The organism is Nostoc sp. UHCC 0870 (genome assembly GCF_022063185.1).
Taxonomy (GTDB): domain Bacteria; phylum Cyanobacteriota; class Cyanobacteriia; order Cyanobacteriales; family Nostocaceae; genus Trichormus.
In genome coordinates this window covers 2485835-2505972 of record NZ_CP091913.1, presented here as the reverse complement: position 1 = coordinate 2505972, position 20138 = coordinate 2485835, and the positions used below count along the sequence as shown (strand labels likewise).

At 39.8% G+C, this 20138-nt stretch carries 20 protein-coding genes and 1 pseudogene; 9 read left to right on the top strand and 12 right to left on the bottom strand.

Annotated features, from left to right (window positions below):
- Positions 1-124 precede the first annotated feature (124 nt).
- Positions 125-1789, bottom strand: coding sequence for a SpoIID/LytB domain-containing protein (locus L6494_RS10900; protein ID WP_237994690.1), 1665 nt, complete (start codon positions 1787-1789; stop codon positions 125-127).
- 115 nt (positions 1790-1904) lie between these two features.
- Between L6494_RS10900 and L6494_RS10895 the strand changes: the two genes are divergently transcribed.
- The 4 genes from L6494_RS10895 (at position 1905) to L6494_RS10880 (ending at position 4676) form a co-directional block, all read left to right on the top strand.
- Positions 1905-2168 (top strand): ParB N-terminal domain-containing protein, encoded by a 264-nt coding sequence (locus L6494_RS10895; RefSeq protein ID WP_237994688.1) that lies wholly within the window; start codon positions 1905-1907, stop codon positions 2166-2168.
- A 140-nt stretch (positions 2169-2308) separates the two neighbouring features.
- Positions 2309-2800 carry a Dps family protein gene (locus L6494_RS10890; protein ID WP_237994686.1) on the top strand — a complete coding sequence of 164 codons (492 nt, stop codon included), beginning with the start codon at positions 2309-2311 and terminating at the stop codon, positions 2798-2800.
- A gap of 194 nt (positions 2801-2994) precedes the next feature.
- Positions 2995-3651 (top strand): nucleotide exchange factor GrpE, encoded by a 657-nt coding sequence (grpE, locus tag L6494_RS10885; RefSeq protein WP_237994684.1) that lies wholly within the window; start codon positions 2995-2997, stop codon positions 3649-3651.
- A 698-nt stretch (positions 3652-4349) separates the two neighbouring features.
- Complete coding sequence (locus L6494_RS10880) at positions 4350-4676, top strand: STAS domain-containing protein (protein ID WP_237994682.1); 327 nt, start codon at positions 4350-4352, stop codon at positions 4674-4676.
- Here L6494_RS10880 and L6494_RS10875 read toward each other — a convergent pair.
- The 3 genes from L6494_RS10875 to L6494_RS10865 form a co-directional block, all read right to left on the bottom strand.
- Positions 4673-5809 (bottom strand): PP2C family protein-serine/threonine phosphatase, encoded by a 1137-nt coding sequence (locus tag L6494_RS10875; RefSeq protein WP_237994680.1) that lies wholly within the window; start codon positions 5807-5809, stop codon positions 4673-4675. The two genes, L6494_RS10880 and L6494_RS10875, sit on opposite strands and share 4 nt — an antisense overlap.
- 335 nt (positions 5810-6144) lie before the next feature.
- Positions 6145-6912, bottom strand: coding sequence for a DUF1350 family protein (locus L6494_RS10870; RefSeq protein ID WP_237994678.1), 768 nt, complete (start codon positions 6910-6912; stop codon positions 6145-6147).
- A 124-nt stretch (positions 6913-7036) separates the two neighbouring features.
- Positions 7037-7780 carry a hypothetical protein gene (locus L6494_RS10865; protein ID WP_237994676.1) on the bottom strand — a complete coding sequence of 248 codons (744 nt, stop codon included), beginning with the start codon at positions 7778-7780 and terminating at the stop codon, positions 7037-7039.
- A 676-nt stretch (positions 7781-8456) separates the two neighbouring features.
- Here L6494_RS10865 and L6494_RS10860 point away from each other — a divergent pair.
- The 3 genes and pseudogenes from L6494_RS10860 to L6494_RS10850 form a co-directional block, all read left to right on the top strand.
- The gene (locus L6494_RS10860; RefSeq protein ID WP_237994674.1) at positions 8457-10109 is read left to right on the top strand and encodes a fasciclin domain-containing protein; all 1653 of its coding nucleotides are present in this window, start codon (positions 8457-8459) and stop codon (positions 10107-10109) included.
- Between the two features lie 167 nt (positions 10110-10276).
- Positions 10277-11194 carry a restriction endonuclease gene (locus L6494_RS10855; protein WP_237994672.1) on the top strand — a complete coding sequence of 306 codons (918 nt, stop codon included), beginning with the start codon at positions 10277-10279 and terminating at the stop codon, positions 11192-11194.
- Between the two features lie 143 nt (positions 11195-11337).
- Positions 11338-11727, top strand: a pseudogene (locus L6494_RS10850) (squalene--hopene cyclase); the annotation flags it as partial.
- A gap of 154 nt (positions 11728-11881) precedes the next feature.
- Here the strand turns inward: L6494_RS10850 and L6494_RS10845 are convergent.
- The 4 genes from L6494_RS10845 to trxA form a co-directional block, all read right to left on the bottom strand.
- Positions 11882-12409 carry an orange carotenoid protein N-terminal domain-containing protein gene (locus L6494_RS10845; RefSeq protein WP_237994670.1) on the bottom strand — a complete coding sequence of 176 codons (528 nt, stop codon included), beginning with the start codon at positions 12407-12409 and terminating at the stop codon, positions 11882-11884.
- A gap of 413 nt (positions 12410-12822) precedes the next feature.
- Positions 12823-13314: an orange carotenoid protein N-terminal domain-containing protein gene (locus L6494_RS10840; RefSeq protein WP_237994668.1), complete on the bottom strand. Its 492-nt coding sequence runs from the start codon at positions 13312-13314 to the stop codon at positions 12823-12825.
- 249 nt (positions 13315-13563) lie between these two features.
- Entirely contained in the window at positions 13564-14229 is a 666-nt protein-coding gene (locus L6494_RS10835) for a nitroreductase family protein (protein ID WP_237994666.1), read from the bottom strand.
- A gap of 175 nt (positions 14230-14404) precedes the next feature.
- Positions 14405-14737 carry a thioredoxin gene (gene trxA / locus L6494_RS10830; RefSeq protein WP_237994663.1) on the bottom strand — a complete coding sequence of 111 codons (333 nt, stop codon included), beginning with the start codon at positions 14735-14737 and terminating at the stop codon, positions 14405-14407.
- An 81-nt stretch (positions 14738-14818) separates the two neighbouring features.
- Between trxA and L6494_RS10825 the strand changes: the two genes are divergently transcribed.
- On the top strand, positions 14819-15136 hold the full coding sequence (locus L6494_RS10825; protein WP_237994661.1) for an ArsR/SmtB family transcription factor: 318 nt from the start codon (positions 14819-14821) through the stop codon (positions 15134-15136).
- A 100-nt stretch (positions 15137-15236) separates the two neighbouring features.
- Here the strand turns inward: L6494_RS10825 and L6494_RS10820 are convergent, their stop codons facing one another.
- Together L6494_RS10820 and L6494_RS10815 are read right to left on the bottom strand one after the other, a co-directional pair.
- On the bottom strand, positions 15237-15776 hold the full coding sequence (locus L6494_RS10820; protein ID WP_237994659.1) for a hypothetical protein: 540 nt from the start codon (positions 15774-15776) through the stop codon (positions 15237-15239).
- Between the two features lie 190 nt (positions 15777-15966).
- Positions 15967-17316 (bottom strand): helix-hairpin-helix domain-containing protein, encoded by a 1350-nt coding sequence (locus L6494_RS10815; protein ID WP_237994656.1) that lies wholly within the window; start codon positions 17314-17316, stop codon positions 15967-15969.
- A gap of 176 nt (positions 17317-17492) precedes the next feature.
- Between L6494_RS10815 and gatA the strand changes: the two genes are divergently transcribed.
- Positions 17493-18950: an Asp-tRNA(Asn)/Glu-tRNA(Gln) amidotransferase subunit GatA gene (gene gatA / locus L6494_RS10810; protein WP_237994654.1), complete on the top strand. Its 1458-nt coding sequence runs from the start codon at positions 17493-17495 to the stop codon at positions 18948-18950.
- On the opposite strand, the gene L6494_RS10805 is transcribed toward gatA, so the two are convergent.
- Together L6494_RS10805 and L6494_RS10800 are read right to left on the bottom strand one after the other, a co-directional pair.
- Entirely contained in the window at positions 18919-19137 is a 219-nt protein-coding gene (locus L6494_RS10805; RefSeq protein ID WP_237994652.1) for a hypothetical protein, read from the bottom strand. The two genes, gatA and L6494_RS10805, sit on opposite strands and share 32 nt — an antisense overlap.
- An 8-nt stretch (positions 19138-19145) precedes the next feature.
- Positions 19146-20003 (bottom strand): helix-turn-helix domain-containing protein, encoded by an 858-nt coding sequence (locus tag L6494_RS10800; protein WP_237994650.1) that lies wholly within the window; start codon positions 20001-20003, stop codon positions 19146-19148.
- Between the last annotated feature and the right edge of the window lie 135 nt (positions 20004-20138).

Genomic DNA, 20138 nt, shown 5'->3' with positions numbered 1-20138 from the left:
ATGTTGAATGCAGCGTAGCGGAATGAAACATCTCGGTATGTGCCACAAAGCCTAGATTCTTCCTTACGCTCCGCTCCAGTCAGAATGACATTTTTATACCTACTGAAACTTTTCAAATACCCTCTTAGAACTTGATTTCTTCGTTGAGTGGTTTAATTTGCGTTCCAGGATAGTAAAACTGCAAAATTTTCTGGCTTGACCACCCTAATTTGGCTAAATTTTGCGCTCCTGTCTGACTCAAGCCCACTCCATGTCCTAAGCCACCACCAATAAAGGCATATCCCCACAATTCGTCTTTACCTTTATTAAGCGGTACTATATAAAACAATGTGCTTCTAGGCGCGGCAAAGGCACTACGCACTTCATCTTTGTGTAGCGTAAAAGTGCCAATATCTGTTTTCACCGCTAGTTCGAGAATACGTCCACTTGGACTGCGTTTGGTTATGGCCATCGCCTCGATGTTTTTAAATTTGGCGTAGGGATTGTTTTTTGCCCGCAAGAATTTCTGTAAATCTTCAATAATCTTATCTAATGGCGTTTCTTTAGACCAGCGAAACACATTCCATTGACTTTCATTAAATCCTTGTTTGAGACTAATAAATTTCTGAAAGTTCTTTTCGTCGGCGAGACTCTGCTTAGACAAGTCCCATAACTGTGTAGGTGTATCCACCACTGGACGTAAATAAGGACGATTTTTACCATTCCAAACATCACTAAAGTAAGCTGTCACACCACCAGTAGTAGAAGAGTACAGCGCATCTACTAGCTGATTGTTATAGGTTAATACTTTACCTCTAGTAGCTGCGATCGCCTGATCGGTTTTGGTGCTTGTTCCTGTCAGCCCATAATATACTTGACAGTGCGTAGTAGCACATAATTCATAATCATCTACAGCAAATCTACGTAAATTTCTTAAAACGTAAGTCCGAGCCAGAATTGCTTGGGTTTCTAGGGCTGCTGTTGGTGCAGTTGTACCAATTTCGTGGGGAACAACACCGCGTAAATAAATTTCTAAGGGGACTTGATTGACTAGAGTGTATGTACCATAGGCGTTGGGCTGAAAATTAATTTTGCCTGCATAAACACGAGTTGTATCTAGTTTTTCGCCTTGTTTCACCCGAATCAAGTTTTTAGTTGTACTAATCTCTACATTTTTAGGGCTGTAGCGTTTGCCGTTCACTATCCAATTGACTCGCGGTACAGTGGGGGAAACCTGGGTGTTAATGAATGCCAACTGATTGCCCGTAGACTGTACACTCTTAAATAACAAGCGTCGTAATAAAGGCGTGTTATAAACTTCCCTCTTTGCCCACACTTGCCAACGATCAGGCTGGGCTATTTCTACCTCAATTCCCTGCGATCGCCATTTGTTGGCACTATATTCCGCCGTTTCGTAGGTGCTATATGTCCCTAAAACTACCACCTCCCCAATTGCTGGGCTAGATAAAGGTTGCATAACTGCTTCTAGCTCAACAGGGTTTGAGGTAGTCAAGGTAAGTTGTTTATCCCCTTCCTGAAACCTGAGTTTTAAGCGATCGTCTTTTGTGGGTTCTAGTTGCAGTTTAACTGTAGATTCTGCACCAAATCGCTGCACAATCCCAATTCTCAAGTTTAAATCCTTAACTTTATCTTCAGTACCTGATGCACCCGTCAATCCCAACAAACTAAAAGTCATCAGCACAGTCAAGGAAAAACGCCAGAATGAGTATTTCCTGGCTCTCCGATTCTTAGTATGGCTGCTAGGCAGCAGTTTTGGCACTTGCTTTATGGCGTGGTGATTTTGTCGCATGAGCGCTCCCATAATACTTTTATCGGTTTTGCTGTCCGAAAAAGTTGCAAAACGAAGTCATAACGAGTATGATTTATTTATGGATACGAAACAGAATTTAGTGGGGTAATTCCTCATGGTTAGGATACAAGAAATTCCATTAAATCAAATTCAGAGGCCATTGCCCCGTAGCAACGATGCCAAAAAAGTGCAAGACTTAATGGAATCGATTGCGGCGATCGGACAGCAAGAACCCATTGATGTCCTAGAGGTAGATGGACAATATTATGGCTTTTCTGGTTGCCATCGGTATGAAGCCTGCCAACGTTTGGGTAAAGAAACCATTTTAGCTAGAGTTCGTAAAGCTCCACGTAGTGTTTTGAAGATGCACTTGGCATAAGTAGGGACTGAAGAGGCTGGGGATAAACCAATTCAAAATTCAAAATTCAAAATTCAAAATTAAAGAATGTTTGAGTTTTGACTGTTTTCTGCCCAATCCCTAATTCCCCAATACATCATTACTCAATTAGGAGAAAATTCATGTCATCTGAAGCAACAATTAAAAATATAAATATCGGCATTGATGATGCCAACAGAGCCAAGATTGCCGAAGGCTTGTCTCGGATGTTAGCTGACACCTACACACTTTATCTAAAAACCCATAACTTCCATTGGAATGTGAAGGGGCCAATGTTTCAAACATTGCACCTGATGTTTGAGACTCAGTATACAGAGTTGGCTTTAGCAGTCGATTTAATTGCTGAGAGAATCAGAGCGTTGGGTTATCCCGCACCCGGAACTTACAGCGAATATGCCAAACTCAGTTCCATTCCTGAAACTGCTGGTGTACCTAAAGCCACTGATATGATTCTTTTATTGGTGGAAGGACAAGAAGCTGTAGTGAGAACTGCGCGATCAATTTTTCCCGTGGTTGACGAAGTGAACGACGAACCCACCGCCGATTTATTGACTCAACGGATGCAAGTCCATGAAAAAACTGCTTGGATGTTGAGAAGTTTGCTGGAAGAATAGGGACTGGGGACTGGGGAACTCGGGGACCCCTCTGGGGATAAGGGGTAATGGGGACTGGGGACAAGGTAAAATTTTTCTATCAAGTTAGTTTTGACGGTTCGTAGTAAGGACTTTAGTCCTGATTTTTCTAAGGACTAAAGACTTTTGACTTTTGACTTCCGCGTAGCGGTACTAGTCCCTGATTCCTAACCCCTATGTCTAATTGCGATCGCACTCCTCAGTTAAAAAGCTTAATGCAACAGGCAGGTATTTCTAGTTTTAAAGCCTTAAGTCGTGCTGCTGGTGTTTCCGAACGGCAAATATTGCGGTTACGACGAGGCACACTAGAACAGATGCCATTGGATGTACTGTTGAAGTTATGCCAAGTGCTGAAAATACCCTTGAGCGAATTAGTAGCCAGTTTTTTAGTACCGAGTCTCAGTCCCTATTGCCCCTTATCCCCAGTCCCCAGTCCCCAAGAAATTGCTGACTTAAAAAAAGAATACGAGCGATCGCAATTACAACTAGAACAGCAGCGAGAAATATTGCTGCAAGAGTTCCAGCAGTCGAGTTTACAACTGCTGGAATCTTTATTATTACAATGGCCGACAGCCGCCCAAAAAGCCCAAGAGAACCCCCAACTAGCCGCAGTGAAAATCTTGCCCTTAGTACAAAAACCTTTAGAAAAATTATTACAAGCCTGGGGAATAGAAGCGATCGCACCCGTAGGGGCAGAATTACCCTATAATCCCCAACTGCACCAATTATTAGAAGGAACTGCACAACCAGGGGAAATAGTCAAAATCCGCTACACTGGCTATCTCCAAGGTGACAAGTTACTTTATCGAGCCAAAGTCAGTCCTATTGGATGAATATGAGGAATTGGGCATCATCAGTTACCGATGAGAAATTTAAGATATTGGGAATACTAAAAGATAGTAGTGTATTTAACTTCCAGTACCAGCAGTTGCTATGCTGATTACCAGGAATTTAGCTGTAAACAAGGATACAACAAGAACAAGTACCTCACTGAACCAATGGAAATCACTAGAGAGAGTCTAAATGTACACCATAAGGAGGATCTATCTGTAGTCTTTTGACTTCAGATCAATTTTGAGTTTTGATAATGTCTAGGGATTAAAAAAAATATAAATTTTTGGCTGACTTTTCCAAAGTTTTATCGAGATATTATCATTTTGGCACAAGATATACAAAATTTGATGCTGAGACTAAGTTATGTTCATATCTCTTACTTATCCTAATTAGCCAAAAGGGGGCTACAGATGCAAAGTATGGAAACACATAATAAATTTAACTTTCTTGATTACCAATTAGTAACTAAAATATCTGCACTTCCAGCGATAGTTTGAGATTGGTATCTAAAAATGTTCCTTAAAATACATTTTATTTATCATGAATTGGGTTGTTAATCAGTTTCTATTATGAGAGCTTGCTTATGAATTAATTTACTAATTTGGTTGTACTAATTTATTTCCAATAAATGTAGCTAATTGCTATATAATATTTGCAAATTTAGACATTCGCTGACAGCAATTTGGTTAAAAATACAATGAATCAGGAAGTAAAAGTTATTAAACTCTCTGGAATTATCAATACTACCAACTCCTTAGAGTTGAGAGAAAAAATAACTCATCTTGTAGATAGTGGAACAAAAATGGTTTTAGTTGATTGTGAAGAAGTAACTTTTATGGATAGTTCAGCTTTAGGGTCTTTAGTATTAGCTTTTAAGACCCTGAGAGCAGCAGGAACAAAGCTCTTTCTTTGCTCGATTAATGAGCAAGTAAGAATATTATTTGAACTTACGGGTATGGATAAAGTATTTGAAATTTTTCAGAGTCAAGAAGAATTTCATCAAGCTATCCTATCGAGAAGCTAGTCAAATTTGATTTGCAGAATTGATAAATCATCTTCAAATGCCTGTTTGGAGTTCAAAGCAGTGAGGTAGTTCAAGACGTGATCGAGTTGATAATCAGCAGTGCGATGGACGTTAGTAAGAATCTGAACAAAAGCATCTAGATTCCAGAGTGTGCCATCTGGTTTAGTGATTTCGTAAGCACCATCACTAAAAATATAAAGACTACTGAATTGTTTTACATTACAGGACGCATCAATATATTGCGCTTCTGGAAACATCCCAACTGGCATACCAGGAGTTCGCAAAAGTTGAACTTCATTGCTAGTTGGAGATGTTCCAGATATCAAAATTGCGGGTGGATGTCCAGCACTGGCATAAGTTAACTGTCGTGTGACTCGGTTATAAACTCCATACCAAATAGTAAAATATTTGTCATTTTGATAATTCATCTGAAAGGTTTCATTCAAACCTTGGAGTACATCACTAGGTTGGTAGTAATTGAGACTTTTGAGAGCGCGGGAACGCAAAATATTTAGCACGGAAATGGAAGGGAGAGTGGCTTTGAGTCCATGTCCAGCCGTGTCTAATAGATAAATAGCGATCGCATCGTTATCTAACCAGTAATAATCAAAACAATCACCCCCTAGTTCTCGAGACGGGATGAATCGAGAATTGATGGTAAAGGGTTCAGTCATCGGTTCAGGTAGAAGCGATCGCACATATTCGGCGGCTTCCGTTAGCTGTTCTTCTAACAGTAACTTTTGGGTTCGCAAATCTCGACTCAACTGATGTAGTCTCAATCCCGCTCTTACCCTGGCTTGTAGTTCATTTTGTTCAATCGGTTTGGTAATAAAGTCATCAGCACCAGCATCCAAACCTTTGACGCGATCGGAGACAGAATCTAATGATGTTAATAAGATGAAAAAGGTAGTAGATAGGTTAGGGTCAGTCTTAATCTGATTGCACACTTCTAACCCATTTAAGCCTGGCATAATCCAATCACAAATAATTAATGCTGGACGGTAAGCCAGTGCTTGAGCAATTCCTTCTTGGCCATTATTAACAGCAACTACCTCATAACCTTGTTTTTGTAAAATTCTTTTGAGCAATATTTGGATGGATTGATCATCATCAATGACAAGTATTTTAAACATCGGGGATTTTAGACAAGGTTAATTAATAGTTAGCTATTACCAATAAGAATAAAAATATTGCAAAATTAATAGTTGAGTATTATCACTAAAAATATATAGCGTGAGGTACAAGAACCCCACCCCCAACCCCCTCCCCGCACGCAAGGAGAGGGGGCTATGATGTACCTCATGTGATTAGGAAACGCTATAATGCTCCACTATCTCTAATTATCCATCTCTTAGAGAGAATTTGCCTTTTTTTTACTAAGTCAATAGTTATTGGACATTGAGCATTGGGTATTGGATTTTCTCACCTATCACCTGTCCCCTATCACCTGTCCCCTGTCCCCTGTCCCCTACGGAGGTGAAAGAGGATTCAACCACAAGAGTAGGGAACGTTTTAGCTGGTTTAGGTCACGATATACTTCTTGTCTAAACCACTGTCCCAAGGCATCTAAGGGAGTGAAAGATGCTCCTGTTTGCCATTTGATGTCTTGGCCTAAAGGTGTGGTGTGCGTTCCTGGTAAGATTTGCGCTGTCACCATCTCAGGAAAGCGTGCTTGTAGGATTTTGGTTAAAATAGCTGATTGATCGAGGTTATCGTTATTGAATTTGATCAGTAAGTTACGGCGGATGTTATAACCTTCCTGAACGATTTTGTTAGTTTCTAATGGTGAGGGAGTAAATTCAATCGTGAAAGCCGAATTAAACTGTTCCACTAGGGGAATAGCATCTTTGGCAGCGTAGTTATTGAAAGATATTAAAATATTGCCTGCGCGTTCTACGGGAAATACACTACCGATGAGCAAGTGGAGTTTGCAACCCATACTATGTCCAAGTCCATAGGTGGGGAGATAGAGTTTGCGTAGCTTACCAGAGTCGTGTAATCGTTCTATCGTGCGATCAAAATTCAGTAATACAGATTGAGCGATCGCAATATGATCTAAAGTATTGACAAAAGGTGTAGCAATAATTACATATTCTTTAGCTGCTAGTTGTTCTAGTAACCATCGGTAAGTCAAGTGAGGTGCAGTAGCCACAAATGCACCGCCCAAGAAATGAATGATACCAACGGGGTTTGGGGGTATCAGTACCCAGTTACCTCTAATCTCTTTCCAATCCATGCAGGCGATCGCTTTATTCACACTTCTTTATGTTAGACGGTAGTGCGGGTATTGGGCATAAGGCATAGTAATAAAATCTCACCCGTCACCTATCCCCTATCCCCTGTCACCTGTCCCCTATCCCCTATCCCCAGTCCTGAGATTGACTCTGTAAGCTTTTCATTTCATGTTGTACATCTAAAGCAATCTGCAATGCTTCATTAAGTAACCGGCCATGCTCAGTAGCTTGTTCTGTAACTTGCATGGCGGTTAAAGTTGCTAAATTATTAGCAAATAATTCTGTATTACCAAGAATAAAGTTTTTATTTTCTCGCAAAACTCTTTCTGTCTTTAAAGCTCTGACTAAATCATCTCTTGTTAGTCTTAATGCAGCAATCACTTTTGCTCTTTCTTTAATATTCACCTCTGGATTACCAGCATCTTCTATTTGGTCATTAATGTCTATGGCTTTAATCACAGCATTATATCTATCAACATCATTCAAGAGGATTTGTAGAGAATGGCTCATATTCTCCTTGAGTATCTTCAGTCTTTTTCGCCACCAGTAGTACAAACCACATTGGGTAATTCCGCCACCCCAAAAACATAGTATTATTAATAACATCCAAGACGGGATTGTGATCCAGTTAGCAAATATCTTAATCAGAATATCTAGAATCAGATAGCCAAACACAAATATAGAAAAGCTCAAGAAAAGTACCGTAGCCCCTTCAGAACCTTTAAGTTTATGGACAATTGTCTTACCTATCTCTTTTAAAGGGTTAATGATGATGACTAGTTCATCCTTAACAGGCAAATTAGTCAAACTTTGCAGTTCCTTTTGACTAATCTCTAAGCCCTGTAAATCATTACGCACAGTTTTACCCATTTTCACCATTATAGTGATTAATTAATACAATATAACAATCAAATTTATAGATGGCTAATCATGCAAGTATTTTGTTTATTTTTTTAACTTTAATTAATCTTCACACACAAGACAGAGGGTACTGTGCTATCTGATACCTTAAAATAAATAAAAATTGCGGTTAATTTGCAATACTAATTACTGAAAAAAGATATTTAATCGTGATTTTTAATTAAAAATATTTAACCTATTCTTTAAAACTATATTTAATCTACGCAGAAAAAATAAATATAGTCTAGCCATGAGCTATTGCCTCATAAAAAAACCTGAATCGCTAATTAGTAATTGAGGTTTTACAAATGTGAACAACTATCTAAAGGATGAAAATAATTCATAAAACTTTAGCCTTTAGCTAGTTGTGCATTCCAGGTTATCGATGAAGAATTAGAGATATCAGAAAGAATGTTCTGTTATCTAAAACAATGTTGTTCTCCCATGTCAGGATTAATAAATTCAATTTCTCAAATATTTATTTACCACCAAAATCTATTTTTTGAGCGATGTCTGTTGATGTAAAAACATGATTTCAATAACATCCTAATCATTTGACCTATATTTTTTTGATTTAGTTACGCATTGGATATTTGCCAAAATCCAATATACCGATTGAGAGAAAAAGATAATTTTCCTGGAGGATATGTTCGTGAGTAATTTTTTTCGCTGGTCATTAGCAAGTGCAAATTTGCTAGCTTTAGGAGTAGCTGCGGCTACAATTTCTCCTGTGATCATTTCTCATGAGGCTTTAGCTCAAAATACAGTTCCTGCGACAACTACAGCCACTAGCTTTGGTGATGTTGGTGCAGATTATTGGGCGAGTCCATTTATTCAAACCCTGGCTCAAAGAAATATTATTGCTGGCTTTCCCGATGGCACATTTAAGCCAAATCAATCAGTAAGTCGGGCGGAATTTGCCACAATGATCCAGAAAGCTTTTAACCAACAAGCAGTTAGACAATTAGGTGCAGATGGATTTACAGATGTGCCGGCGAACTACTGGGCAAATGCTGCTATTAGAGAAGCTTACGAAACTGGATTTATGGCAGGTTATCCAGGGGATGTGTTTTTACCCAATCAACAAATTCCCAAAGTTCAGGCGATCGCAGCTTTAGCTAATGGTTTAGGCTTACAATCTAGTAACTCTTCTGCATCAGATGTAGTCAATACTAACTATACAGATGCCTCAGCCATCCCCAATTATGCTGTGAATGCTGTAGCGGCGGCGACACAAGCCAATATGGTTGTGAATTATCCCGATGTCAAAGAACTCAATCCCCAACAGTCTCTGACTCGTGCAGAAGCAGCCGCACTGTTATATCAAGCCTTAGTCAAGCAAGGACAGGTGCAACCTATCGCTAGCAATGTTGTAGCCACTAACTACATAGTAGGTCAAGCAACTGGCAATACTCAAACTGGCAATGACATCGTTTCTATAGCTGCGGCTAGTAATTCTTTTAGTATAATAACTTCTTTAATCAAGACAGCAGGGTTAGCTGATACCTTACAACAACCAGGCCCTTATACAGTTTTCGCACCCACGAACGAAGCCTTTGCTGGTTTGCCGGCTGGTACTTTACAACAGTTACAGCAACCTGAAAACAGAGAATTATTGATTCAGATATTGACATATCATGTAGTTCCTGGTCAGTTAACAGCTAATCAACTCTCATCTGGGGAATTAAAAACCGTTGAAAATTCACCTGTAAATATTAAAGTTGACAGTGCCAACAATCAGATTACAGTCAACGAAGCTAGAGTGATTCAACCCAATATCCAAGCTAGCAACGGGGTTATATATCCCATTAACCAAGTTCTGATTCCACCTAAACTTACCAGTCAACAACCACAAACACCTACTAACGGTGTGACACCAGGGAGAGCTACCCGTGGCGGCTCTAGTTATGTAGGAGTGGCTGGTAATATTGGCTTGGGTGGTGATACTGCTCTGAGTGAAAGTAACTTTGCAGTAATCAGCAAAATTGGGCTTACCCGGACTTTATCAGTGCGTCCATCAGCAGTATTTGGCAACGATACAGTATTTCTCGTTCCCTTAACTTATGATTTTACCCCCCGTGAGGTAGAACCTGGCGTTGTACAACCATTTGCTGTATCGCCTTATATTGGTGCTGGTGTAGCAATTGAAGCTAGTGGCGATACTAGTATTGGCTTGCTGGTAACTGGTGGTGTTGATGTTCCTTTGGGGAATCGCTTTACACTAACGGGTGCTGTTAATGCAGCTTTCGTTGATGAAACTGATGTTGGCTTGTTATTAGGAGTAGGTTACAATTTCTAATTTGTAATTGCCTGTTCGTAGTAAGGACTTTAGTCCTTAGAAAAATCAGGACTAAAGTCCTTACTACAAACTTGTTTACCCTTTTGCACTGGGCGTACTTTTAATTTGCCAATTTAAGTATAAATTGCTATCTTCCAGTAAGATTTTATCCTTGCTGGAAAGATTGTATGCCCATTCCTGACTACCAAGCCATAATGCTGCCGTTGCTGAAATTGACTACCGACCAAAAGGAACATTCATTACGGGAAGCAATTGAGGTTCTAGCTGATCACTTCCAATTAACCGAAGCACAACGAAAAGAGCTACTACCTAGTGGTCGCCAACCAACTTTTGATAATCGTATAGGATGGGCGCGTGCTTATTTGAAGAAAGCAGGGTTAATAAAGTCAACAAAGCGAGGTTATTTTCAGATAACTAATAGAGGATTAGATATTATCACATCCAATCCTGTTGAAATTAATGCTAAATTTCTCAATCAGTTTCCTGAATTTCTAGAATTTAAAAATTATCCTCAACAATCAGATAAACCTATATCTAATGAAAATGAAGCCAATCTAGATACAACTCGTACACCAGAAGAAAATTTAGAGATTGCTATTGAAAAATTGACACAAGACTTAGCATCAGATTTGCTACAAACAATTAAAACTTCTTCTCCAGCTTTCTTTGAAAAACTGGTGGTAGATTTATTAGTTAAAATGGGTTATGGTGGTACTCGAAAAGACGCAGGAAAAACAGTTGGGCGCAGTGGTGATGGCGGAATAGACGGTATTATCAATGAAGACCGTTTGGGGCTAGATGTAATTTATATCCAAGCTAAACGGTGGGAAAATTCTGTTTGTCGTCCTGAAATTCAAAAGTTTGCTGGGGCTTTGCAAGGGTTTCGGGCTAAAAAAGGTGTATTTATTACAACATCAACTTTTACCAGTGAAGCTAAAGATTACGTTTCCCGAATTGACACCAAAATTATCTTAATTGATGGTGAAACATTGACTAATTTGATGATTGAAAATAATGTTGGTGTTGCGCCCTTTGCTGTATATGAAATTAAAAAAGTTGATTCAGACTACTTTACAGATAGCTAAAATAACTTTTAATACTCCTAATTACAGTTTTTTAAATAGTTAAACAGAGTTAACCCGGATACACTCTACCTTTCCACGCGCCGCCGCGTCCTTGCCAATGGCGTAATGCAGAATCTATAGTCATGAGGGTGTAGAGAAATGCGATCGCAGCTAGTCAAAAATATTTGCTATCACTGCAAAATCCTGCTGGTTACTGGTGGGCTGAGTTAGAGTCTAATGTCACTATCACAGATGAGGTGGTTTTAGTCCACAAAATTTGGGGAACAGATACAACCAGACCTCTGCACAAAGGAGAAGCATATCTGCGTTCCCAACAACGGCAGCATGGAGGTTGGAAATTTTATGATGATGGCGGAGAACTCAGCACGTCGGTTGAGGCTTACATGGCGTTGCGGTTGCTTGGTGTCCCTGCAACTGACCCAGACATGATACGGGCGCGATATTTTATTATCTAACGGGGCGGCATCAGCAAAACGCGCATTTTTACTAAGTTTCACCTGACTTTATTAGGTTGTTATAACTGGCATGGCTTAATTCTATGTTGGCTTTGCGGTGTCTCGATTATGACCTTAAAACAGAAAGCGTGCGATCGCGCCCTCAAATGGGTTGCTTCTACTACACCCCTATAAAAAAAGAGGACACAAGGCAAAATACCCCGTTCCCCTGTCTTCAGCAACACTGAATTCTTTATGCTGTGACTCTGGTTTGCAGAACTTGTTTCAAGAAAGACATTACATCATTAGTATTTAATGAGCGCAGATTGTTCAAAACTGCTGTAGCTTGCGCTGAGGGGGTATAGTCGCGCGGTAGGTTGATAATCGTGCGGCCTAATATTTGTCCCAAGAAATACCAAAAAGCTATTTTACCCTCAGCATTGAGTTGACCATATTCTCCAGTCGGAATTTTGCTACCACCTTGAGCCAATTCAACCATTGCTTTACTAGGATGGGGATCTAGCATGATTTCATCTTGATCATTTCTTGAAGCTGGTAGCAAATCACGCAAAGCATAAAGTTGTTCTTCTGGTGAAAGCTGCTGAATTTCTGCTACTAAGTCCGCAGCTTTTTGTGTTGGTAATTTGTCTATATCACTGGTGGAGATTGTATCAGCAACCTTGCTAAACAATGAACCAAATACTACCAGGCGATCGTCTATATCTAACTTCTTAAAATCCGAGACAGCTTGTTCTACAGGATTAACGTTTTTAGAAGTCATAAAAACCTCTCTAGTTATTGTTCTTTATTTTCAAAACTAAATGTATTTTCTGACTGTGTATGCTCAAGTAGTTTTATTTCTATCAAGTGATAAAATCTACTCTGTATAAAGAGTATAGCCATTAACTATACCTTCGTTTAAGTTAAAAAAATAGCCTATTTTAAAACACTATAAAAAGATAGAAGTTCTGACAACAATTAATAAATTTAAACCAGTCGTAAGACAGAGGTAATATTTTAGAAATTAACTTAAATTATGAAATACGAAGCAAAGGGCGTTAAGAGTTTTGGGTGCATCTAACCCAAAGAGCAACCTAGTAAACACAGAGGCAGAATTTTGATTTCTACTCTGTGTTTATTTACTACTTAGATTTATTGAAATGTGAAATTACGCTAACTCATCTCTACACTTATTTAAATCTCAGCACCAGGTTTTGGTTCAGCACCCATCGGGGAAACATAATCACGGAAAACAGTAATCTGCTTTTCAAATGATAGTGTTTTGATTTTATCCAAGAGTTTTTTACCTTGAGAACCAAGTTCGTAGTCAGGTGGCATAGGCACAATAGTAGTATTTTCCATGCCTTGAGCTAAACGATACCAAAATAGTAATTTTGTCGTATCACTTAATGAACCATATTGGCGACTAATTTGGTTATCTACACGGTTAATCAAGTCACGTTGTAACTGTAATTGTTGTTCATGATTTAAGTCTTTGACTTGATTAAATAAGCCCTCGGCAATTTCTGGAGAAACAGTGCTAGCATTCGGGGCGGCTGGTGTAATTGTATCTCCCATTTCTGTGTAGATAAACCAAAACAAAGCAAGCTGTTCATCTGTATCCAATTTCTGCCACGCTTGGACATTTTCGCGAATAGTTGGATCGCTGGTTTGCGTAGAAGCCATAATGATTGCGGTTGTAATTAATTTCATTAGCAACCGTAACAAGGATAGATAAGGTTTTGAACCATACCAGAGATATAAGTGTTTTAATCAAAAAGTAGAAAAATACAGCCTAATTCAGCAGTAAAATAGGCTGTATATTCAGATGATTTACGCAATATTCAGCAATTTTTTCCTAATGAAGTAGTACCAAAGAAAAGCATATTATCCTTAGCAGGATAGATGAATCTAGGCTGACAAGTTATTTGGCAGTCAACCTTGATATGGGTTATCAATTTTGTCTACAAAGACGTTGTAGGATAATGGCAAGCGACCAGGATCTAGACGGGGTTCGGCAGCATAACCTACAGGAACTAAAACTGCGATCGCTAAATCAGGCTCATCCGTTGCACCAATTACTGCTTTGACTTGCTCTTCAATCCAACCATTCATGAAACAGGTAGATAGTCCTAAACTTTCTGCTGCTAAAACTAAATGAGTAGCGGCAATAATAGCATCTTTAATCGCATATTCCCGGCGTTTGTCTCCCAAACCCGCCTGGAATTGGGGAATAGCATTTTTAAAATAATTTACTGTACCTTCATTCCATGCCCCAGTTTGCAAAGCTTTTTCATACACTAAGCTTAAATCACCTTCTCCTGCATTAGGATCGGCTGCAAACACAAAGGTTACTGGTGCTTGAATAATTTGCTTTTGATTCCAAGATGCAGCTGATAAAGCCGCCTTTTGGGTTTCGTCTTGAACTAAAATAATCCGCCAGCCTTGCATATTAAAGCTACTAGGTGCAGCTACAGTCAACTCTACTAGTTGCTTCAGCAGTTCTGGTGCTATGGGGTCTGTTTTAAAAGCTTTGATTGAGCGTCTTTGAATAATAGCCTTGGGTACTTCTAGAGGTTGAGTTTTAGTGATTATACTCATGAGATTCTCCTCTGATTTGATTTAATTAGGATTACGCTTTGAGAGAGTGCTGAGTGGTGAGTGCTGAGTTTTGAGTGCTGAGTGGTGAGTTTTGAGCGGTGAGTTTTGAGTGGTGTTAGCGGTAGCGCGGCGTTCAGCTGGTGCTGAGTAAAAAACACCTGTCACCTATCACCTGTCACCCTTGCTGAATATGCTGAGTTAAAGTCTTAGTCAAACTAGTTTTAGCAACAGCCCCTACAACTGTATCGACTTGTCGCCCTCCCTTAAATACCATCAGAGTAGGAATACTGCGAATTCCGTAATGGCTGGCAACGGTGGGATTTTGATCTGTGTTTAACTTTACCACTTTTACTTGCCCTACGTATTCGCTAGCAATTTCATCGACAACTGGGGCTACCATCCGACAAGGACCACACCAAGGGGCCCAAAAATCCACTAACACTGGAACTTCACTATCGAGTACCTCTTGTTTAAATGTGGCTTCTGTAACATTTGTGACGGATGACATAGTTGCCTCCCTGATTTAATTCTTTTGTTCGGGATTATCGAATAATAAAAATATAAGCCAATTTAAGAGATAATGCAAGTTATGAAATTTTTATATCATCCAGACCGAAAAGATATTACGTTACCCGGAGTGTTGTATGCGCTAGGCGATCCTGTACGGCTAGAGATGGTGCGCTTGCTAGCAACCAAGGGTGAGCAGTGCTGTGGAGACTTTGATTTTGCGATCGCTAAGTCTACCATGTCGAATCACTTTAAGATTCTGCGGGAGTCAGGGGTAGTATTGAGTCGCAAGGAAGGAACACAACACATCAACAGATTGCGGCGAGAAGATTTAGAAGTGCTGTTTCCTGGTTTACTAGATGCAGTTTTGCGATCGCCTAAACCAATTGTTAATAGTTAATAGTTAATAGTCAATTAACATTGAGCATTGAATTTACTTCCCTAAACCCCTAAACCCCTACACCCCTAAACCCCTACACCCCTACACCCCTACATCCCTACTACTTAATTTTCTTGTAATTTCTCCGCCATTTTTCGAGATTATCTATAGATATAGATTTAGTCACAACATTGACACAATCACCTCGCCAATCAATATCAGAATCTGTAGTAAAAACACCACATTCCAACTGTTCAGGATGAATATCCCAATATTGACTAAACCTACCTTTTAAAGTAATTACTTGTTCAAATACTTTATTCCTATGCTTATTTCTACGTTTTCTTTCTGTAGCTCCTGTTGCTTCTGTATCAATAAATTTTGTCTCAACTAAAAACAAATTACCTTGAAATGTTAAATAGACAAAATCACATTTTCCTAGGTCTGTATAGTCTGAAATCGGAGATTTTTCAAACAACAATAACTCATAGCATGAAGGAAACAAAGTCCGAATATTCAAAAATAGATAAGCTTGCAAAAGTAGTTCCTTATCGTAGGGAAATACAATCACCCCTTCAAAAAATTGTTTAATTTCTTCCTGGGTTTGGGGTTGAATTTTTTTGCAGTAACATACAAACTTACTTAAATCATTAGCAATCATTAAGTTTTAGCTCCTTCCCCTACCTCTTGCCGAAGTTGTCATGGCATAAAAAGATACCACTTACTACAGGAAATCATCATCCGCATAACTAACTAAAAAAAGTATTAATTTTCATAATTGCTACGTCAATATACTGGCAATTGGGTATTGGGCATTGTATTTCCTCCTCTACTCCCCTGCTTCTTCTGAATTAACCGCCAGTCAACGGTCTAAGGTGTGCGGGGAATCTGGCATTTTGTAAAGCTTGAACGGTGATACGGGCATCTTGTACGCAAAATTGCCACCCTAAGCGGACTAATTTACGAGAATGTTCAGTTTGTATAATTCCTATCACGGGCATTTTTGACTTTTCTTTATCACCTGACTGTTCTTGTAAAATTGTTTTCAAGCGATGCAGTTCTTCAATATTGGCTGCTTGTTGGGGATTTAGTTCCACCATTACCATTTGTACTGTTTCTACAGGTTCTGCATCTTCAACTATTAATTGAATTTGTTCGTCGCGGCGGTCTAGTTTACCCCAAATAATTAATCTGACATCAACTTGTAACAGAAAACTGATTCGTTCATAAGTTTTGGGAAATACTACAGCTTCAGTTTGAGATGTTAAATCTTCTATTTGCAAAATCGCCATAGCATCGCCTTTTTTGGTCATCACTTTTTTCACCCCGTTAAGCATGACAACCACACAGAGTTTTGTGTCTTCTCTTTGTTCACCAAGTTGAGATAGATTAATTGGGGTCAAAAGCGATGCAACTTGCCTTAAGGCTTTTAGTGGATGGTCGGAGACATAAAAACCTAATAATTCCTTTTCTAGCCGCAATTTTTCCTGGGGTGGATAGTCATTTACAGGTTTAGCTTTAGGAGCAGTTTCAAAGGCATTATTAGTTTTGTTATCATTGCTAGAAGACAAGCCACCTAATAAATCAAATAGATTTCCTTGACCGGATGCTTTATCTCTAGCACGGGATTGCGCCCAATCGTAAACTAGTTCTAAATCTTGAATTAATTGCTGACGATTCGATTCTATTTTGTCAAAAGCTCCACAGTAAATTAGCGATTCTAAAGTCCGACGGTTGACAGTGCGAAGATCGACGCGATCGCAAAAATCAGCGAGAGATTTAAACGCGCCTCCCTCATTCCGTGCTTCTAGCGTCGCCGCGATCGCATTTTGTCCAACGTTCCGCACAGCCGAAAACCCAAACAAAATCTTCCCCCCCACTGGCGTAAAATCCACCCCAGAGCGATTAATATCTGGTGGTTCTATTTGAATATTCATACTCATACAGGTGGAAATATATTTCTGCACCTTGTCGGTATCACCACTGTTAGCCGTCAGCAGTGCAGCCATATATTCCAGTGGGTAATTAGCTTTCAGATATGCTGTTTGGTAAGTAACATAGGCATAGGCTGTTGAGTGCGATTTATTGAAACAATTAGAAGCGATTAAGCCATTTTTAATGACAAAATTGTGGTCACGCTCAACTCCTATATCGTAGACATTTTCTTTACCTACATACTTACGAGTAATAATTTTAATCATATACTTTAACCCTGATGTGAGAATCTATAAGTTTATGTGATACAAAGAATTTTAGGCTAGGCAGACAGACAAGGAAGAATACTAATATAAGATATTTCCCCAATCCCCAATCCCCAGTACCCAGTCCCCATCAATATGTACTAAAATCAATGATTCGAGTCACAAAGAGAGCAATCATGGCATCCATCCGCGAGCTGCACGAACAACTAGTTAAAAAAGAACGTTCTGCCGTTGAAATAGCCCAAGAAGCTTTAGACCGTATTCAAGCGTTAGAGCCAAAATTGCACAGTTTTTTACACATAACGGCAGAAAAAGCGTTAGAGCAAGCTAGTGCTGTGGATGCCAAAATTGCTGCCGGCGAAGAAATTGGGCTGCTGGCGGGAATTCCCCTGGGTGTAAAAGACAATATGTGTACTAAAGGCATTCCCACTACTTGCGCCTCACGGATTTTAGAAAATTTTGTCCCGCCTTATGAATCAACAGTGTCACAAAAGCTGATTGATGCTGGGGCGGTAATTGTTGGTAAAACCAACTTAGATGAATTTGCGATGGGTAGTTCCACCGAAAATTCTGCCTATCAAGTCACAGCAAACCCTTGGGATTTGTCTAGAGTTCCTGGTGGTTCTTCTGGAGGTTCAGCCGCAGCCGTAGCCGCCGATGAATGCGTTGTTGCGTTGGGTTCTGATACAGGAGGTTCAATTCGCCAACCTGCATCTTTTTGTGGTGTGGTAGGACTAAAACCAACCTATGGGTTAATTTCCCGTTATGGTTTAGTAGCTTACGCGTCATCTTTGGATCAAATTGGCCCCTTTGGACGCTCAGTAGAAGATACCGCGATATTATTAAATGCGATCGCAGGTTATGACCCGAAAGATTCCACCAGCCTGAAAGTTGAAATTCCTGATTACGCAGCTAGTTTAAAACCAGACCTCAAAGCTAGAGGTAAACTACGAATTGGCATCATCAAAGAAACCTTTGGCGAAGGTTTAGATCCTGTCGTCGAACAAGCCGTTACCAAAGCCATTGAGCAACTACAGCGTTTAGGCGCAGAAATTCATGTAATTTCCTGTCCTAACTTCCGTTATGGCTTACCTAGTTATTACATCATCGCCCCCTCAGAAGCATCAGCCAACCTAGCCCGATACGATGGCGTGAAATATGGCTGGCGTGCGCCAGATGCGGATAATCTGCTGTCTATGTACAAGACTACCCGTGCTACTGGATTTGGTACAGAAGTCAAGCGTCGGATCATGATTGGGACATATGCCCTTTCAGCTGGCTATTATGATGCTTATTATCTGAAAGCGCAAAAAGTCCGTACCCTCATTAAACAAGACTTTGAAAGAGCCTTTGAAACCGTTGATGTGTTGGTGACTCCTACTGCGCCTACCACAGCATTTAAAGCCGGGGAAAAAACTACTGACCCCTTAAGTATGTATTTGAATGACCTGATGACTATTCCCGTAAACCTCGCTGGTTTACCAGGAATCAGTATTCCCTGTGGTTTTGATGACCAAGGACTACCCATCGGCTTACAGCTAATCGGAAAAGTTTTGAAAGAAGACCAATTACTACAAGTAGCCTACGCCTATGAGCAATCAACTACTTGGCATCTACGTCAGCCAACAATTTAGAGTGCTGAGTGCTGAGTGCTGAGTGCTGAGTGCTGAGTGCTGAGTGCTGAGTGCTGTTAGCGGTAGCGCGGCGTTTAGCCGGTGCTGAGTGGGAAATGGGGAGACAAGAAGAAAAGGGGAAGAGTAAATTATTAGCCCCCTCCTTGCTTGCGGGGAGGGGGTTGGGGGTGGGGTTCTTGTACCTCACGCTATAGACTATTGACCAATATTCTCCGATTTATAAGTTACTTGTTTAACTTCTCCTTGTCCCCCTAAAGGTTGTGCAGGTTGATTATCGACACCCACCAACACAGCACCAGCGTTACCAGAACGCACAGTCAACTCTTTTTGTGCTGCCCAAGTTCTCCGTTCTCCCTTGGTTAAATTACCTACAAACTCTGTTTTACCGTCTGCTGTGACTTGTAACCATGAATCGCCTTGCAGTTCTAAGGTAACTGTCAAATTGGAATTATCTGTGCTGTTAGGTAAAGTTGATGATTCTGCCGTTACAGATGATGGAGTAGCTACTGGCGATGTTTCTTGGGGAATAGAATTTTGTTGATTAGCTAGACCTTCTTCTGTGGATGAAGAAACTACCTGTGAGGGGGTGGTTTGTTCGACTTGACTGGATACAGAGGCTTTTTTGTTGGTTAAAGATTTGGTTATGAGTTTAGGATTGAGGACATAAATTAGCCCAGTGCCAGCAATACCTAATAACAAAATATAGGGTACAACAAGAGGTATGCGAATCTTAGGCTTTTTGTCTGAATTTGCCTTTTTCTGCTTAGAATCTGTATAAGGGTTTGGAGGTAAAGCATTAACTGTAAAAGAATTGGCGACAGCCGTACCATCTAATCCAACAATATCTGCATAACGGCGGATGAATCCCTGAACATAAACCGGTTCTGGTAATTCTTCAAAGTCTCCTGCATCTAAAGCTTTTAATAACGATAATCGAATATTTGTTTGAGCTGCTACTTCTTCTATACGGATAGATTTTTCTTCTCTGGTTTGTCGTAAATATCTACTTATTTCTAGCAATCGTTCTTTTTGTGTCTCATTTAATAGCGTCACGGTCTGCTCCTAGTTTTAGCTAATGTTTACTATTCCCCAGTGAGACTACTTAGGCAAAGTAAATATTATTACTATTTAATGGAATGATCAAATTTTTTGTCAGATTTTAATTCTAATGAGAAATTCTAATGGCAA

Excerpts from the sequence above, each read along its gene's own strand:
- L6494_RS10900 (WP_237994690.1), bottom strand. The coding sequence starts at position 1,789 with ATGCGACAAAATCACCACGCCATAAAGCAAGTGCCAAAACTGCTGCCT.
- L6494_RS10895 (WP_237994688.1), top strand. The coding sequence starts at position 1,905 with ATGGTTAGGATACAAGAAATTCCATTAAATCAAATTCAGAGGCCATTG.
- L6494_RS10890 (WP_237994686.1), top strand. The coding sequence starts at position 2,309 with ATGTCATCTGAAGCAACAATTAAAAATATAAATATCGGCATTGATGAT.
- grpE (WP_237994684.1), top strand. The coding sequence starts at position 2,995 with ATGTCTAATTGCGATCGCACTCCTCAGTTAAAAAGCTTAATGCAACAG.
- L6494_RS10880 (WP_237994682.1), top strand. The coding sequence starts at position 4,350 with ATGAATCAGGAAGTAAAAGTTATTAAACTCTCTGGAATTATCAATACT.
- L6494_RS10875 (WP_237994680.1), bottom strand. The coding sequence starts at position 5,809 with ATGTTTAAAATACTTGTCATTGATGATGATCAATCCATCCAAATATTG.
- L6494_RS10870 (WP_237994678.1), bottom strand. The coding sequence starts at position 6,912 with ATGGATTGGAAAGAGATTAGAGGTAACTGGGTACTGATACCCCCAAAC.
- L6494_RS10865 (WP_237994676.1), bottom strand. The coding sequence starts at position 7,780 with ATGGGTAAAACTGTGCGTAATGATTTACAGGGCTTAGAGATTAGTCAA.
- L6494_RS10860 (WP_237994674.1), top strand. The coding sequence starts at position 8,457 with ATGTTCGTGAGTAATTTTTTTCGCTGGTCATTAGCAAGTGCAAATTTG.
- L6494_RS10855 (WP_237994672.1), top strand. The coding sequence starts at position 10,277 with ATGCCCATTCCTGACTACCAAGCCATAATGCTGCCGTTGCTGAAATTG.
- L6494_RS10845 (WP_237994670.1), bottom strand. The coding sequence starts at position 12,409 with ATGACTTCTAAAAACGTTAATCCTGTAGAACAAGCTGTCTCGGATTTT.
- L6494_RS10840 (WP_237994668.1), bottom strand. The coding sequence starts at position 13,314 with ATGGCTTCTACGCAAACCAGCGATCCAACTATTCGCGAAAATGTCCAA.
- L6494_RS10835 (WP_237994666.1), bottom strand. The coding sequence starts at position 14,229 with ATGAGTATAATCACTAAAACTCAACCTCTAGAAGTACCCAAGGCTATT.
- trxA (WP_237994663.1), bottom strand. The coding sequence starts at position 14,737 with ATGTCATCCGTCACAAATGTTACAGAAGCCACATTTAAACAAGAGGTA.
- L6494_RS10825 (WP_237994661.1), top strand. The coding sequence starts at position 14,819 with ATGAAATTTTTATATCATCCAGACCGAAAAGATATTACGTTACCCGGA.
- L6494_RS10820 (WP_237994659.1), bottom strand. The coding sequence starts at position 15,776 with ATGATTGCTAATGATTTAAGTAAGTTTGTATGTTACTGCAAAAAAATT.
- L6494_RS10815 (WP_237994656.1), bottom strand. The coding sequence starts at position 17,316 with ATGATTAAAATTATTACTCGTAAGTATGTAGGTAAAGAAAATGTCTAC.
- gatA (WP_237994654.1), top strand. The coding sequence starts at position 17,493 with ATGGCATCCATCCGCGAGCTGCACGAACAACTAGTTAAAAAAGAACGT.